A 12,981-nucleotide genomic window follows, 5' to 3' on the forward strand; every position below is an offset into this window, starting at 1 on the left:
GCCTATGCCGGCAATATCGCCGCGATCCGCAAGGCGGCCGAAGCCGCGCGCGGGGAGTGGGTTTGAGGTTTAATCAGCCCTCATCCTGAGGAGCCGCGAAGCGGCGTCTCGAAGGATGATCCAGTGAGCGCCTTCTGGAGCATCCTTCGAGACGCGCTCCTGAAGGAGCGCTCCTCAGTATGAGGGCTCGTGTGTTGACAAGGACGAGACGATGATCCCGCGCTATTCCCGCCCCGAGATGGTCGCGATCTGGGAGCCGCAGACGCGGTTCCGGATCTGGTTCGAGATCGAGGCGCATGCCACCGACAAGCTGGCCGAGCTCGGCGTCGTGCCGAAGGAGGCGGCCGCAACGATCTGGGCCAAGGCGAAGGACGCGGTCTTCGACGTCGCCCGCATCGACGAGATCGAGCGCGTCACCAAGCACGACGTCATCGCCTTCCTGACGCATCTGGCCGAGATCGTCGGCCCCGAGGCACGCTTCGTCCATCAGGGCATGACCTCCTCGGACATCCTCGACACGACGCTCTCGGTGCAGCTGGCGCGGGCGACGGACATCCTCATCGCCGATGTCGATGCGCTGCTGGCGGCGATCAAGCGCCGCGCCTTCGAGCACAAATTCACCCCGACGATCGGCCGCTCGCACGGCATCCACGCCGAGCCGGTGACCTTCGGGCTCAAGCTCGCCCAGGCCTATGCCGAGTTCGATCGCTGCCGGGCCCGGCTCGTGGCGGCCCGCGCCGAAATCGCGACCTGCGCGATCTCGGGCGCGGTCGGGACCTTCGCCAATATCGATCCGAGCGTCGAAGAGTATGTCGCCGAGAAGATGGGGCTGACCGTCGAGCCCGTCTCGACGCAGGTGATCCCGCGCGACCGGCACGCGATGTATTTCGCCACGCTCGGCGTCGTCGCCTCCTCGATCGAGCGGCTTTCGACCGAGATCCGCCATCTCCAGCGCACCGAGGTCTATGAGGCGGAGGAGTTCTTCTCGCCGGGCCAGAAGGGCTCCTCGGCGATGCCTCACAAGCGCAATCCCGTGCTGACCGAAAACCTGACGGGCCTCGCCCGGCTGGTCCGCGGCATGGTCATGCCGGCGCTGGAAAACGTCGCGCTCTGGCATGAGCGCGACATCTCGCACTCCTCGGTCGAGCGCATGATCGGCCCCGACGCGACCGTGACGCTCGATTTCGCCCTGGCGCGGTTGACCGGCGTCGTCGACAAGCTCTTGATCTATCCCGACAACATGCGCCGCAATCTCGACCGGCTCGGCGGCCTGCACAATTCGCAGCGCGTGCTGCTCGCCCTGACCCAGGCCGGCGCGAGCCGCGAGGAGAGCTATTCCATGGTCCAGCGCAATGCGATGCGGACCTGGGAGCATGGCGAGGATTTTCTCACCAATCTCAAGGCCGATGCCGACGTCACCGCGCGGCTCTCGGACGCCGAGCTCGAGGCGATGTTCGACGAGGGCTACCACTTCAAGCATGTCGACACGATCTTCGCCCGGGTGTTCGGGGAGGGTTGAGCGCCGATGCGGATCGCGGTCCTTGCGGATATCCACGGCAATTTCGACGCGCTCGAAGCGGTCGTGGAGGATCTGGAGCGGACGCGGCCCGACTTGGTCGTCAATCTCGGCGACAGTCTGTCGGGGCCGCTGAAGGCGCGCGAGACGGCCGATCTGCTGATGTCCAAGGACTGGCTGACGGTACGGGGCAATCACGACCGCTATCTGATCGAGCGGCCGCTCGAACAGCTTGGACCGTCCGACAGGGCCGCTGTGGACGAGTTGGAGACGCGGCATTTCGACTGGCTGAAGTCGCTGCCCTTTTCCGCATCGCCGACGGCCGGCGTGACCATGTTCCACGCTCAGCCCAGGCGAGACGACGAGTATCTGACGGAACGGCCGACCCTGCATGGGCATGAGGTGCTGTCGGAAGACTTGGTAAGGCAGACGCTGGAAAGTGTCTCAGCGGACCTCATCCTTTGTGGGCACTCGCATATTCCGCGCCTGATGGAACTCGCCGATGGGCGCAGCGTGTTCAATCCCGGCAGCGTCGGTCTGCCGGCTTACGATGACGATCATCCGTCATGGCACTTCATGCAGGCGGAGAGCCAGCATGCGCGTTACGGCATCGTTGAACGGCATCGAGCCGGTTGGCGGTTCGACTTTCTCGCGCTGCGATACGATTGGCGGGCAGCGGCTGATCTCGCCCTTGCCCGAGGTCGCGCTGACTGGGCTCACGCTTTGTCGAGTGGTCTAGCCCTGAAGCCTGAATGATCCCGCCATGAAAACCTCCGACACCGACATCCTCATCATCCCCGGCTGGTCGGGTTCCGGGCCCGGTCACTGGCAGAGCCGCTGGGTCGCCAAGCTCTCGACCGCGCGGGTGGTCGAGCAGGAGGACTGGCACAAGCCCTCGCGGCTCTGGGCGGACCGCATCGTTGCGGCGGTGCGGGCGGCGACGCGGCCGGTCGTGCTGGTCGGGCATTCCTGCGGCGTCAGCGCGATCGCGCATGCGGCCGAGCATCTGCACCCCGGCGAGGTGGCCGGCGCTTTTCTGGTGGCGCCCGCGGCCGAGCGCGCCAAGCGCGAGCTGCCGGGGATGACGCCGGCCTTCGCCGCGCACCGGCGCCATCCTCTGCCGTTCCGCAGCGTGCTGATCGCCAGCAGCAACGATCCCTATTGCACGCCGCAGGAGGCGAAGGAGTTGGCCGACGCCTGGGGCGCGGAGTACGTCGACGCCGGCGAGAGCGGGCATCTCAACACCGAGTCCGGGCATGGGCCCTGGCCCGATGGCCTGTTGCGTTTCGCGGGCTTTCTCAGAAGCTTGACGGCGGTTCCGCAGAAACAGATTCGGTCGTAGCGGCTGCCCGCGTTGATTGGACGTCATGCTCGGGCTTGACCCGAGCATCTCTCAACGGAAGCGGCTCCAGCGGGTCACCCTCCAGAGATTCTCGGGTCTGCGCTTCGCTTCGCCCGAGAATGACGTCCTTCCCCCAAAACAAAACCGCCCCGGCTTTCACCGGGGCGGTCTCGTTTCACGCGCGGGCGCGATCAGCTGTCGAGATCAATTCTCGACATAGGTGATCTTGCCGTCGGCGCCCTTCTTCCAGGTGTACATGGTGTAGTCGGGGCGGGTGATGTCGCCCTTCTTGTCGAAGGCGATGTCGCCGATGACGGTCTTGACCGGCGCGCTGCCGCGCAGGGCCTCGGCGACCTTCTTGGGATCGACCGAGTTGGCGCGCTTGGCACCTTCGGCCATGATCTGCACGGCAGCGTAGCTGTACAGGGTATAGGCCTCGGGCTTGAAGTTCTTGGCTTCGAACTTCTTGACGATGGCGGCCGCCTCGGGGCGCTTCTGCGGATCCGGCGGGAAGGTCATCAGCGTGCCTTCGACGCCGGGGCCGCCGATCGTGGCGAACTCGTCGGTGGTGATGCCGTCGCCGGAGATCAGCACGGCCTTGACGCCCTGGTCGCGCATCTGGCGCACGATCAGGCCGCCTTCGGTGTGCAGGCCGCCCCAGTAGACGAAGTCGGCGCCGACGGACTTGATCTTGGAGATGAGGGCCGAGAAGTCCTTCTCGCCGGCGTTCACGCCCTCATAGAGCACGTCCTTGATGCCGGCCTTGGTCAGGCCCTTGCGGGTCTCGTCGGCGAGGCCCTGGCCATAGGTCGTCTTGTCGTGGACGATGGCGATCTTCTTGTCCTTGAAGTTCTTGGCGATGTAGGCCGCCGCGACCTCGCCCTGCTGGTCGTCGCGGCCGCAGGTGCGGAAGACGTTCCAGAGGCCGCGCTCGGTGATCTTCGGGTTGGTGGCCGAAGGCGAGATCATCAGGATGCCGTTTTCGGCGTAGACTTCGGACGCCGGCATGGCGACGCCGGAGTTGAAGTGGCCGACGACCCATTTGACGCCGTCGCCGACGAATTTGTTGGCGACCGAGACGCCCTGCTTGGGATCGGAGACGTCGTCGCCGACCGAGACGACGAGCTTCTGGCCCAGCACGCCGCCAGCGGCGTTGATGTCCTCGACGGCCTGCTCCGTCCCGTTCTTCAGCTGGGCGCCGAAGGCGGCGTTGGGCCCGGTGATGGGGCCGCCGACGCCGAGCTTGATCTGGGCGTTGGCCGCGCCGGAGAAGGCGAGGACCGCGCCGAGCGCGATGCTGCTCAACAGCAGTTTCTTCATGAGATGCGACTCCCCTGTGTCGTCACTGTGAACGGGCGGTCATTGCTCGCCCGTCTCGGCGCGGATGTCACCGTGAAACGCAGTCTTGCGCTTTTTCCACGGTCTGTCACGCGTCAAGCTCGCCGCCTTTTCAGGCCAATTCGTCTTTGATTTCAACGCCGGGCCGGGGCTTCCAGCCGAAGGGGCCGGTGCGCTCGAAGAGCCAGCGATACTGCGTCGTCATCTGGCGGGCGCGGTGGTAGCGCCAGCCGGCGAAGCCGAAGCCCATCAGGATGATGGTGTCGACGATGTAGTAGTGCAGCGTCAGCAGCGTCGCCTCGAACAGGGCGAAATGGATGAAGCGCACGACCAGCCCGAGGACGAGGACATAAAGCACGAGCTGGATGGTCGGCTTCCAGGTCAGCGCCATGGCCCGGCCGGTCATCCAGGCGAGCCAGCCGCCCATCACCACCGTGACCAGCAGGAACAGCCAGACCGTCGGCTCTTCGTAGAGAATGCCCTGCATGTCAGTGCCTCCCGCCTTCGAGATAGGCGGCGCGAACCTGCGGATCGGCGAGGAGGTCCTTGCCCGAGCCGCTCATGGTGACGACGCCGTTGACCATGACATAGCCGCGATGGGCGAGCTTGAGCGCGTGGAAGGCGTTCTGCTCGACGAGGAAGACGGTCAACCCCTGCGTGCGGTTGAGCTCGCGGATCGCCTCGAAAATCTGCTTGACGATCAGCGGGGCGAGGCCGAGCGAGGGCTCGTCCAGCAGCAGCAGCTTCGGGCGGGCCATCAGCGCGCGCGCGATCGCCACCATCTGCTGCTCGCCGCCCGAGAGCGTGCCGCCGCGCTGCTGCAGGCGCTCGCGGATGCGCGGGAAGAGGGTGCAGATCCTCTTGAGGTCCTCGTCGAAATGAGAGAGGTCGCGCAGCGCCGCCCCCATCTGGAGGTTCTCGAACACGGTCATGCGCGGGAAGATGCGGCGCCCTTCCGGGGACTGCGCTATTCCCAGCCTCGCGATCAGATGGCTCGGCATCCTGGTGATGTCGCGGCCCTCATAGGTGATCGTGCCCTCGCGGGCCTGCGGGTTGCCGAAGATCGTCATCATCAGCGTCGACTTGCCGGCGCCGTTGGCGCCGATCAGCGTGACGATCTCGCCTTCGTGCACATCCATGTCGACGCCCTTCAGGGCGATGATCTTGCCGTAATAGGTCTTGACCCCGCGCACGCTGAGCAGCGGCTGGCCCTTCGGCAGCCCGGCCGCCGGCGTCAGGGTTTCGGTTGGCAGGATGACCTCGGTCACGCGAGTCCGACCTCCGCTTCGGCGGCCTCGACCTCGTCGTCGTCGACGCCGAGATAGGCCGCGATCACCCTCGGATCGGCCTGGATTTCCGGAGGGGTTCCGTCGGCGATCTTGGTGCCGTAGTCGAGCACCACGACATGGTCCGAGATCTCCATCACCACCGACATGTCGTGCTCGATGAGCAGCAGCGCGGTGCCGATGTCCTGGCGGATCGAGAGGAGCAGGGTGTTGAGGTCATGGCTTTCGCGCGGGTTGAGGCCGGCGGCCGGCTCGTCGAGGCAGAGCAGGACCGGGTCGGTGCACAGGGCGCGCGCGATCTCGAGGCGGCGCTGGTCGCCATAGGGCAGGTCGGCGGCGGGGTCGTCGGCGCGGTCGATCAGGTTGATCTTCTCGAGCCAGAACTTGGCCTTCTCGATCGCCTCCTTCTCGCGCGCCTTGTAGCCGCCGATGCCGAGCACGCCGAGGAAGGTGTAGCCCGAGGCGATCATCAGCGGGTTGTGCTGCGCGACCAGCAGGTTCTCCAGCACGGTCATGCCGCCGAAGAGGCGGATGTTCTGGAAGGTGCGGGCGACCTTGGCCTTCCAGCTGATCTGGAAGTCCGGCATGCGCTCGAGCAGGTGGCTGGCGCCCGATCCTTGCGTGAGCGTGATCATGCCCTCCGTCGGCTTGTAGAAGCCGGTGATGCAGTTGAAGACCGTGGTCTTGCCGGCGCCGTTGGGGCCGATCAGCGCGGTGATGTCGCCCTTGCGCGCCTCGAAGGAAAGGTCGTTGACGGCGGTGAGGCCGCCGAAGCGCATGGTGAGGTGCTCGACCTGAAGCAGCGGGCGGCCGTGGGCAGCGGTCGGGGCGGGAGCGGTCGCCATCAGCCGTGCCCCTCCTGGACCATGTCGGAGGAGATCGACTTCTTCTCCTTGAGGAAGGCGGTCGGCTCGCGCGTCGAGATCAGGCCGCGCGGCTTCCAGATCATGATCAGCACCATGGCGAGGCCGAAGATCAGCATGCGGTACTTGGTCGGGTCGAAATCATTGCCGAACACCGCTTTCAGCCAGTCCAGCTCGCGCAGCAACTCCGTGCCGCCGATCATCACGATCGCGGCGATGGCGCAGCCCCAGAGCGAGCCCATGCCGCCGAGCACCACGACCGCCAGGATCACCGCCGATTCCATGAAGACGAAGGATTCCGGCGAGATGAAGCCCTGCCTGGCCGAGAAGAACGCCCCGGCGAAGCCGCCGAACATGGCGCCGATCGAGAAGGCGGTGAGCTTGGTCGAGGTCGTGTTGATGCCCAGCGAGCGGCAGGCGATCTCGTCCTCGCGCAGCGCCTCCCAGGCGCGGCCCACCGGCAACCGCCTGAGCCGGAGCGTGACGAATGCGGTGAGCAGAGCGAGCGCCAGGATCAAATAGTAGAGAAAGATCGTTCGGTAGAGCGGCGAGAACTCGAGCCCGAACACGGCGGCGAAGCCGTCGTCATTGGCATTGAAGGGAATGCCGAAGAAGGTCGGGCGCGGGATGCCGGAGATGCCGGCATAGCCGCCCGAGAAACTGACCCAGTTGATCAGGACGAGGCGGATGATCTCGCCGAAGGCGAGCGTCACGATCGCCAGATAGTCGCCGCGCAGCCGCAGCACGGGGAAGCCGAGCAGCATGCCCCAGAAGGCGGCGAGGATCCCCGAGAGCGGCAGCAGGATCCAGAAGGACAGGCCGAAATTCTTCGCCAGCAGGGCGTAGGAATAAGCGCCGACGGCATAGAAGGCGACATAGCCGAGATCGAGCAGGCCCGCGAGGCCGACGACGATGTTCAGCCCCCAGCCGAGCATGACGTAGATCAGGATCTGGATGCCGAAATTGTCGATCCATTTCAGCGCGCCGCCCCAGCCCGCGAGATTGATCGCGATGATCGGGAAAGTGACGAGGAAGCCCAGGCCGAAGAGCGAGAACTTGCGCGAATGGCGCTGGAAGAAGGCGAAGGTGCCATGGGGCAGGAAGCGCACCAGGGACTGCCGGCTCGCCTTCGTCTGCTGGCGCAGCGCGATGACGAAGCGGCCGACGAAGACGATGGCGACCGCCCAGGCGACGGCGTCCCAGCGCGGGTCCAGAACCAGGACGTTGTCCATGTTCTGGCGGGTGCCCCAGGCGATGATCGGGATGCACAGCCCCAGCGTGACGAGGGCGGCGAAGCCGGCCTCCTTGAAGGCGGCGTGCCAGTCGCGCTGCGAAGCGGGGGAGGCTGCGGACTTGGTCGCGGGCGTCGCCATGGCGTCAGACCTTCTCGACTTCGGGACGGCCGAGCAGACCCGAGGGCATGAAGACCAGCACGATCGCCAGGATGCAGAAGGCGGCGACGTCCTTGTAGTCGATGGTGAAATAGGCCGACCACATCACCTCGATCAGCCCGATCAGGAGGCCGCCGATGACGGCGCCCGGCAGCGAGCCGATGCCGCCCAGCACGGCCGCGGTGAAGGCCTTCACCCCCGGCACGAAGCCGTCATGGAAGCTCACCACGCCGTAGAGGACGAGGTACATCACGCCGGCCACCGCGGCGAGCGCGGCACCCATGATGAAGGTGATCGAGATCGTGCGGTCGACGTCGATGCCGAGCAAAGCGGCCATCTTGCGATCCTGCTCGCAGGCGCGTTGGGCGCGGCCGAGCGGCGTCTTCTGGACGATGTACCAGAAAGCGGCGAGCAGCACCGCGGTCGTCACGATGATGACGATCTGCTTGTAGGAAATCTGGACGGAATAGGTCGCGCTCTCGATCAGCGTGATCGACTTGTTGAGCATGGGCGGCGTCGATTTGTTACGCGGGCCCTGCACCACCTGCACGAAGTTCATCAGGAAGATCGACATGCCGATCGCCGAGATCAGCGGGGCGAGGCGGAAGGAGCCGCGCAGGGGCCGGTAGGCGACGCGCTCGATCGCCCAGTTCCAGAGCGAGGTGAAGAACATCGCCAGCACCAGCACCACGATCAGCGCCACCACGATCAGCCCCGCGCCGAACCAGGAGGCGATCAGCATAAAGAAGATCAGAGCGATGAAGGCCGAGAGCATGAAGATGTCGCCATGGGCGAAGTTCACCATGCCGATGATGCCGAAAACCATCGTGTAGCCGATGGCGATCAGGCCGTAGATCGACCCCAGGGTCAGCCCGTTGATGAGCTGCTGCAGGAACACTTCCATCGACGACGCAGACCCCTTGAACCCGCTCCCGTTCTCTCCGCCGGCATGACGCCGACGCATGCGGGATGCGATCACGATGCAGAGCTACCAACGCCTTGCGTTTTGGACAATCGCGCCGGGCTACAAAACTGTCAAAAGCAATCTGCGGCGGATTGCCTCGCAAATGGGCAGCAAGCTGTGCGACGGCGCGGGGATTTCACGCAAGATGATTGTGCCTGGGGCAGGGCGCATGCCCGCGCCGAAAACGGCCGCAGCGGCTCAGATCGCCGTCTTTATGGCGGCGGTCGCCTCGTCGCCGGTATTGGGGGTGCCGGCCGGTTCGATCAGAAGGAGGTGGGTTTCCTCCTCGGCAACCGGGCAATGCTCGATGCCGCGGGGCACGACGAAGAGTTCGCCGGGGCCGAGCACAACCTCGCGATCTCTCAGCTTGATGCGCAGCCGCCCGCTGATGACCAGGAAGAAGTCATCGGTGTCGGGATGGCTGTGCCAGACGAACTCGCCCTTGACCTTGACGACCATGACGTCGTGCCCGTTGAAGCGGGTGACGATCTTGGGCGACCAGGTGTCTTCGAACGTGGCGAGTTTGTCCGCAAGCGAGACAGCGTCCGTCATGGCCCCTTCTTTCAGCTCCGGTCGGTCACCAGGAAACCATGCGCCAGCGGGTCGCGGTCGTCGATGAAGATCGTGTTGTAGCCGGTCATGCGGGCCCAGCCCTCGATCGAGGGAATGATGCCCTCGAAGGGGCCGATTTGCGCGGTCGCCTCGACGCGGCCGCGGAACATCGTTCCGATGATGCTCTCATGGATGAAATCGTCGCCGACCTGGAGCTTTCCCTGCGCTGCCCACTGCGCCATGCGCGATGAGGTGCCGGTGCCGCAGGGCGAGCGGTCGATCGCCTTGTCGCCATAGAACACGGCGTTGCGGGCATGGGCCTCGGGCTTGGTCGGCTCTCCGGTCCAGAGGATGTGCGAGAGGCCGTTGATCGCCGGGTTCTCGGGGTGGACGAACTGGTATTTCGCGTTGAGTGCGGCACGCAGCTTCGGGCTCCAGCGCTGGATGTCGGAGGGGTTGATGTCGGCAATGTCGCGGAAGGTGTCCTGCGGATCGACGATCGCGTAGAAGTTGCCGCCATAGGCGACGTCGACCGTGACCTCGCCCAGTTCCTCGATCTCAGCGGTCAGGCCCGTCGCATGGAGATAGGAGGCGATATTGGTGATGCGGACATTGTCGACATGGTCGCCGTTGCGGGTGTAGCGGGCGGTGACCAGCCCGGCCGGGGTGTCGATGCGCAGCACGCCCTCCTCGCGCGGCGTGACGAGGCCGCGCTCCAGCGCCATCGTCACCGTGCCGATGGTTCCATGGCCGCACATCGGCAGGCAGCCCGAGGTCTCGATGAAGAGGAAGGCGATGTCGGCGTCGTCGCGCGTGGGCGGATAGAGGATCGAGCCGGACATGACGTCGTGGCCGCGCGGCTCGAACATCAGCCCGGTGCGGATCCAGTCATATTCCGCCAGGAAGTGGGCCCGCTTCTCGACCATGTTGGCGCCCTTCAGCGGCGGGGCGCCGCCCGCGACCATGCGCACCGGGTTGCCGCAGGTGTGGCCGTCGACGCAGAAAAATGTGTGGGTGCTCATCGGCTTGGCTCGGTCGGTTGGCGGATTGAATCAATGGAGGCTGGTTCGGTGGCACTCACAGCCCTCATCCTTCGAGACGCCCGCTATCGCGGGCTCCTCAGGATGAGGGCTGCGGTCAACATTGCAAATTCCTAGAATCGGCGCGGGCTGAACGGGGTGAGATCGATCGCGGGTTCGCGGCCCGCGACCAGCGCCGCCACGAGATCAGCGGTCACGGTCGACTGAGTCATGCCGTAATGGCCGTGGCCGAAGGCGTGGATCACATGCGGGTTGCGGCTCGCCGCCCCGATCACCGGCAGCGAATCGGGCAGGGAGGGACGGAAGCCCATCCAGAGCGTGCCGGTCTCGAAAGCCGGCAAGCCCTCCACGAACCGGCTCGCCTTGTCGTAGAGGATTTTCGTGCGCGCGTGGTTGGGCGCAGCCTCCAACCCGCCGAACTCGACCGCGCCGCCGATGCGCAGGCCGCTCTCCAGCGGCGTCATGACGAAGCCGTGGCCCTCGAAACCGATCGGACGGGTGGTCAGCCCGGTCACGCCGGGAAAGCTGACATTGTAGCCGCGCTCGGTGTCGAGCGGGACCTTGTCGCCGAGCGCGGCCGCCAGCGGCTTCGACCAGGCGCCGGCAGCGACGACCGCGCGGTCGACGACGCGCTGGAAACCGTCGGCGCCGATCAGGGCCGGGCGCTCGCCGGTCGAGATGTTCGTGATCTGGGCCTTCTCGAAGGTCGCGCCTCGGGCCAGGGCAGCCTCGAACAATGCGAGCGTGAGCTGCAACGGATCGCTGATATGGGCGGTGTCGGGGTGGAAGGCGGCGCCGACGAATTGGTCCTTCAAGGCGGGCTCGAACTGGCGCAGTTCCTCGGGGCCGATCATCTCCACGGTGATGCCGAACTCCGCCTGGCGCTTGGCGATTCCCGCTGCCTCCTCGAAGGCGCTGCGCTCGGTGAAGGCGTAGAGCCCGCCTTTGCGGTGGATATGGCTCTCGAGGCCCGCCTGCCTCGCGCGGGCCAGCCAGGCCGGAAGCGCACGCTGCTGCAGCGCGCCGATGCCCTGGATGGAGCGCTCATAGGCCTGCGGCCGCGCCGCCAGGACGAAGCGCAGCAGCCAGGGCAGGAGTTTCGGGAAATAAGCCGGGCGGATCGCCAGCGGCCCCAGCGGATCGGCCAAGAACTTCGGCACCTGCCGCAGGATCTTCGGGCTGGCGATCGGCAGGATGTCGGTATGGGCCATCCAGCCGGCATTGCCGCGCGAGGGGCCGAAGCCCGGCCCTTCCTTGTCGAGGATCAGAACCTCGTGGCCCTCGTCGAGCAGGGCATGGGCGATGGCGCAGCCGACGATACCCGCGCCGACGATGGCGATCTTCATGGCTGGCTCATCATGGCAGCGACAGTTCCGCGAGCGCGCCCGGCCGCTTCACCTCGATCTCGACGAAGGCGATCGGGTGGTCGGAGCCGTTCATGACATCGTGTTGGATGCCGGCGGGGCGCATATAGGCCTGGCCCTCGGCGAGGGGGACCTCGGTGGTCTTGGTGCCGTCATGGATGCGCAGCGTGCCGGCGACCAGCATCACGACGAAATAGGGCCAGCCATGGCTGTGCCAGCCGGTGACGGCCCCGGGCTCGAAATCCCAGCGCGTGATGCGCAGCGTCTCGTCGTCCTGCTGGACCGTCGGGGAGGCCGGAATCGTGCAAGTGAAGGCCATCCAACTCTCCGCTGCGGCCGAGGCCTGGACGGGCGCGGCCACGCCCTTCACGGCTCCGTTCTGCATCGGTCCGCAGCCCAGGTCGAGGGCCTTTGCGAACGGCCTTGTCCGCCGGGCGTCTTTCGGCAGAATGCGACTTGCGCGGGAGCCCGTTTCGCCTGCAGATTGCAAAGGTGGCATCAATGCGCGACGACTCCATTGATATATCAAGAGCTCGCGGTGCGTCAATCCGGATGGGTGCGCTGGGAGAGGCCGGATGAGCCTGAGGTCCGTCTTGGAAGCCGATGCCTATGACGATCACGGGGCTCCACCCCAGCAGTCCCTCAGCCTGACCGAGATCGCCTATCGGCGGCTGGAAGAGGCGATCGTGACCCTCTCGCTGCGGCCGGGCGCGGCGCTGACCGAGGCGCAACTGATCGACATGGTCGGCGTCGGCCGGACGCCGGTGCGCGAGGCCCTGATCCGCCTCGCGCAGCAGGGGCTGGTCGAGGTCCTGCCGCGCAAGGGCGTCGTCGTGGCCGGCATCAACGCCATCGACATCATGGCCGCGCTCGATGCGCGCGAGGTGCTGGAGCGCCTGATCGCCGGGGATGCGGCGCGGCGCGCCAGCCCGCGCGAGCGCATCGCCATCGTCGAGAAGGCGTGGGCGATGCGCGCCGCCGCGCTCGAGGGCGACGCCAATGCCTATATGCGGCTCGACAAGGAGCTCGACGCGGAGGTCGCCGCCGCAGCCCGCAGCCCCTATGCGACGCGCGCCGTGGAGCCGCTGCAGGCCCTGATCCGGCGGGCCTGGTATCATTTCGAGCGGCGCGACGACCTGCTGCCGGCGGCGGGCCATCATGTCGCCTTCGCGCAGGCCCTGGCGACGGCCGATCCGGCGGCGGCGATGGTCGCGAGCGACGCGCTGATGGCGCATCTGCGCAGTGGTCTGCTCGCGACGCTCGAACGCGATTGAAAGCGGCCGGAGGTGCTGCAGGCCGCTTGATATATGTTGGCTCGTCGATCC

At 66.3% G+C, this 12,981-nt stretch carries 13 protein-coding genes and 1 pseudogene; 4 read left to right on the forward strand and 10 right to left on the reverse strand.

Annotation, left to right across the window (positions count from 1 at the left end):
• Positions 1-211 precede the first annotated feature (211 nt).
• Genes purB through Q8M82_RS18305 form a run of 3 tightly spaced genes read left to right on the forward strand, consistent with a single transcriptional unit; the run spans position 212 to position 2,858 of the window.
• Positions 212-1,519, forward strand: coding sequence for an adenylosuccinate lyase (gene purB / locus Q8M82_RS18295; RefSeq protein ID WP_305692728.1), 1,308 nt, complete (start codon positions 212-214; stop codon positions 1,517-1,519).
• 6 nt (positions 1,520-1,525) lie between these two features.
• Positions 1,526-2,272, forward strand: coding sequence for a metallophosphoesterase family protein (locus Q8M82_RS18300; protein WP_305692729.1), 747 nt, complete (start codon positions 1,526-1,528; stop codon positions 2,270-2,272).
• 7 nt (positions 2,273-2,279) lie between these two features.
• Complete coding sequence (locus tag Q8M82_RS18305) at positions 2,280-2,858, forward strand: RBBP9/YdeN family alpha/beta hydrolase (protein WP_305692730.1); 579 nt, start codon at positions 2,280-2,282, stop codon at positions 2,856-2,858.
• 204 nt (positions 2,859-3,062) lie between these two features.
• Here Q8M82_RS18305 and Q8M82_RS18310 read toward each other — a convergent pair whose 3' ends face one another.
• The 10 genes and pseudogenes from Q8M82_RS18310 to Q8M82_RS18355 form a co-directional block, all read right to left on the reverse strand.
• Entirely contained in the window at positions 3,063-4,178 is a 1,116-nt protein-coding gene (locus tag Q8M82_RS18310; RefSeq protein WP_305692731.1) for a branched-chain amino acid ABC transporter substrate-binding protein, read from the reverse strand.
• Between the two features lie 130 nt (positions 4,179-4,308).
• Positions 4,309-4,683 (reverse strand): DUF6867 family protein, encoded by a 375-nt coding sequence (locus Q8M82_RS18315; RefSeq protein ID WP_305692732.1) that lies wholly within the window; start codon positions 4,681-4,683, stop codon positions 4,309-4,311.
• 1 nt (position 4,684) lies between these two features.
• Positions 4,685-5,434 (reverse strand): ABC transporter ATP-binding protein, encoded by a 750-nt coding sequence (locus tag Q8M82_RS18320; RefSeq protein WP_305692770.1) that lies wholly within the window; start codon positions 5,432-5,434, stop codon positions 4,685-4,687.
• A 59-nt stretch (positions 5,435-5,493) separates the two neighbouring features.
• Positions 5,494-6,327: pseudogene (locus Q8M82_RS18325) on the reverse strand (ABC transporter ATP-binding protein); the annotation flags it as partial.
• Positions 6,327-7,718, reverse strand: coding sequence for a high-affinity branched-chain amino acid ABC transporter permease LivM (livM, locus tag Q8M82_RS18330; RefSeq protein ID WP_305692734.1), 1,392 nt, complete (start codon positions 7,716-7,718; stop codon positions 6,327-6,329). The gene livM and the pseudogene Q8M82_RS18325, both read right to left, overlap by 1 nt.
• Positions 7,719-7,722: 4 nt before the next feature.
• Positions 7,723-8,640, reverse strand: a complete 918-nt coding sequence (locus Q8M82_RS18335; RefSeq protein ID WP_069057266.1) for a branched-chain amino acid ABC transporter permease — start codon at positions 8,638-8,640, stop codon at positions 7,723-7,725.
• A 258-nt stretch (positions 8,641-8,898) separates the two neighbouring features.
• Complete coding sequence (locus tag Q8M82_RS18340; protein ID WP_305692735.1) at positions 8,899-9,252, reverse strand: cupin domain-containing protein; 354 nt, start codon at positions 9,250-9,252, stop codon at positions 8,899-8,901.
• Between the two features lie 11 nt (positions 9,253-9,263).
• Positions 9,264-10,274 carry a 4-hydroxyproline epimerase gene (locus Q8M82_RS18345; RefSeq protein ID WP_305692736.1) on the reverse strand — a complete coding sequence of 337 codons (1,011 nt, stop codon included), beginning with the start codon at positions 10,272-10,274 and terminating at the stop codon, positions 9,264-9,266.
• 131 nt (positions 10,275-10,405) lie between these two features.
• Positions 10,406-11,638 carry an NAD(P)/FAD-dependent oxidoreductase gene (locus tag Q8M82_RS18350; protein ID WP_305692737.1) on the reverse strand — a complete coding sequence of 411 codons (1,233 nt, stop codon included), beginning with the start codon at positions 11,636-11,638 and terminating at the stop codon, positions 10,406-10,408.
• A 10-nt stretch (positions 11,639-11,648) separates the two neighbouring features.
• Positions 11,649-11,975: a cupin domain-containing protein gene (locus Q8M82_RS18355; protein WP_305692771.1), complete on the reverse strand. Its 327-nt coding sequence runs from the start codon at positions 11,973-11,975 to the stop codon at positions 11,649-11,651.
• 256 nt (positions 11,976-12,231) lie between these two features.
• Between Q8M82_RS18355 and Q8M82_RS18360 the strand changes: the two genes are divergently transcribed.
• Complete coding sequence (locus Q8M82_RS18360; protein ID WP_305692738.1) at positions 12,232-12,930, forward strand: GntR family transcriptional regulator; 699 nt, start codon at positions 12,232-12,234, stop codon at positions 12,928-12,930.
• Positions 12,931-12,981 lie beyond the last annotated feature (51 nt).

The organism is Allobosea sp., assembly GCF_030694325.1.
GTDB lineage: Bacteria > Pseudomonadota > Alphaproteobacteria > Rhizobiales > Beijerinckiaceae > Allobosea.

What these genes read in the sequence shown, in the direction of transcription:
- purB (WP_305692728.1), top strand. Translation starts at nt 212, where the DNA reads ATGATCCCGCGCTATTCCCGCCCCGAGATGGTCGCGATCTGGGAGCCG.
- Q8M82_RS18300 (WP_305692729.1), top strand. Translation starts at nt 1,526, where the DNA reads ATGCGGATCGCGGTCCTTGCGGATATCCACGGCAATTTCGACGCGCTC.
- Q8M82_RS18305 (WP_305692730.1), top strand. Translation starts at nt 2,280, where the DNA reads ATGAAAACCTCCGACACCGACATCCTCATCATCCCCGGCTGGTCGGGT.
- Q8M82_RS18310 (WP_305692731.1), bottom strand. Translation starts at nt 4,178, where the DNA reads ATGAAGAAACTGCTGTTGAGCAGCATCGCGCTCGGCGCGGTCCTCGCC.
- Q8M82_RS18315 (WP_305692732.1), bottom strand. Translation starts at nt 4,683, where the DNA reads ATGCAGGGCATTCTCTACGAAGAGCCGACGGTCTGGCTGTTCCTGCTG.
- livM (WP_305692734.1), bottom strand. Translation starts at nt 7,718, where the DNA reads ATGGCGACGCCCGCGACCAAGTCCGCAGCCTCCCCCGCTTCGCAGCGC.
- Q8M82_RS18335 (WP_069057266.1), bottom strand. Translation starts at nt 8,640, where the DNA reads ATGGAAGTGTTCCTGCAGCAGCTCATCAACGGGCTGACCCTGGGGTCG.
- Q8M82_RS18340 (WP_305692735.1), bottom strand. Translation starts at nt 9,252, where the DNA reads ATGACGGACGCTGTCTCGCTTGCGGACAAACTCGCCACGTTCGAAGAC.
- Q8M82_RS18345 (WP_305692736.1), bottom strand. Translation starts at nt 10,274, where the DNA reads ATGAGCACCCACACATTTTTCTGCGTCGACGGCCACACCTGCGGCAAC.
- Q8M82_RS18350 (WP_305692737.1), bottom strand. Translation starts at nt 11,638, where the DNA reads ATGAAGATCGCCATCGTCGGCGCGGGTATCGTCGGCTGCGCCATCGCC.
- Q8M82_RS18355 (WP_305692771.1), bottom strand. Translation starts at nt 11,975, where the DNA reads ATGGCCTTCACTTGCACGATTCCGGCCTCCCCGACGGTCCAGCAGGAC.
- Q8M82_RS18360 (WP_305692738.1), top strand. Translation starts at nt 12,232, where the DNA reads ATGAGCCTGAGGTCCGTCTTGGAAGCCGATGCCTATGACGATCACGGG.